Here is a 1,374-nt window from a genome sequence, read left to right as displayed (position 1 = left end):
CACCCCGCCCCCGGCGACCCCCACGCCGCCGCCCGCCCCTCCGGCCACGGACCCGTTCGGCCTCGGCACCGGCTCCCAGCGCGGCTCGGCCGCCCAGGGCCAGGCGGCGGTCGACTGGGCGGTCACGCAGGTCGGCAAGGCCTACGTGTGGGGCGGTACGGGTCCCGACGGCTACGACTGCTCGGGCCTCACCTCGCAGGCCTGGCGCGCCGCCGGGCTGTCGATCCACCGGACCTCGCGCGACCAGTACCGGCAGGTCCGCAAGATCGAGTACTCCGCCCTGCGCCCGGGAGACCTCATCTTCTACGGGCAGGGCAACGACCCCGCCTCCATCACGCACGTCGGCATGTACGCCGGCGGCGGGCAGATGGTCGAGGCGTCCCGGCCCGGCGTCCCGGTGCGGGTCACGCCCGTCCGGTGGTCGGGGACCATGCCCTTCGCCGGCCGTCCCTGACCCCAGCACCCCGTCACGCGACGGCGCCCGGCCACCTGGGGAAGGTGGCCGGGCGCCGTCGTCGTCCCGGTGCTGCCGACCGCTGTCGCGGCGGCGGGTGCGCTCAGATGCTGTGGTGGCCTGCCGCCCGGGCCCGCTCGAAGGAGCGGACGATCTCGGCCTCGGCCTCGGCCTTGCCGGTCCAGTGCGCGCCCTCGACGGACTTGCCGGGCTCCAGGTCCTTGTAGACCTCGAAGAAGTGCTGGATCTCGAGGCGGTGGAACTCGCTGACGTCGTCGATGTCCTGCCGCCACGACGCGCGGGTGTCGCCCGACGGGACGCACAGGACCTTGTCGTCGCCGCCGGCCTCGTCGCTCATGCGGAACATGCCGAGCGCGCGGCAGCGGATGAGGCAGCCGGGGAAGGTCGGCTCCTCGAGGAGGACCAGCGCGTCGAGGGGGTCGCCGTCCTCGCCGAGCGTGCCGTCGATGAAGCCGTAGTCGTCCGGGTAGCGCGTCGAGGTGAAGAGCATGCGGTCCAGGCGGATGCGGCCGGTCTCGTGGTCGACCTCGTACTTGTTGCGCTGACCCTTCGGGATCTCGATCGTGACGTCGAACTCCACAGCTCTCCTCCTCGGCCCGGGGGCCCGTTCGTCGGCCTCCGGCGCGGGCGTGCTGAGGGCTCGGGCCGCGGCGGGGTGACCGGTGATGTCAGACGGGGTCACTAGTGTGACGCACCGACGGTCCCACGGCGGAGGGTGTCCGGCCAGGGGGACGATCTTGGCGGACCGGTGGGCGAGCGGCGAGGAGGACCGGCGCATGGCGCGAGGGGCACGCGGGGGCGGCGCGCTGGTGGCCGTGCTGCTCCTCGGGGCCGGCGGCTACGGCGTCGCGGACGCGTACGACCGGGTGCCCGGCGTGCTCACCCTCGCGCCCCCGCCC

At 74.5% G+C, this 1,374-nt stretch carries 2 protein-coding genes; one reads left to right on the top strand and one right to left on the bottom strand.

Annotated features, from left to right (window positions below; translation table 11 throughout):
* The coding region (locus N866_RS18850; RefSeq protein WP_034229702.1) for a C40 family peptidase at positions 1-454 on the top strand (454 nt) is incomplete at its 5' end.
* 103 nt (positions 455-557) lie between these two features.
* Here the strand turns inward: N866_RS18850 and N866_RS18845 are convergent.
* Positions 558-1,055, bottom strand: coding sequence for an inorganic diphosphatase (locus N866_RS18845; protein WP_034229700.1), 498 nt, complete (start codon positions 1,053-1,055; stop codon positions 558-560).
* Positions 1,056-1,374: the final 319 nt, after the last annotated feature.

It is taken from the genome of Actinotalea ferrariae CF5-4, assembly GCF_000603945.1.
GTDB lineage: Bacteria > Actinomycetota > Actinomycetes > Actinomycetales > Cellulomonadaceae > Actinotalea > Actinotalea ferrariae.
Note: the sequence above shows the minus strand (reverse complement) of the source record. Positions and strands in the feature narration are given on the sequence as shown.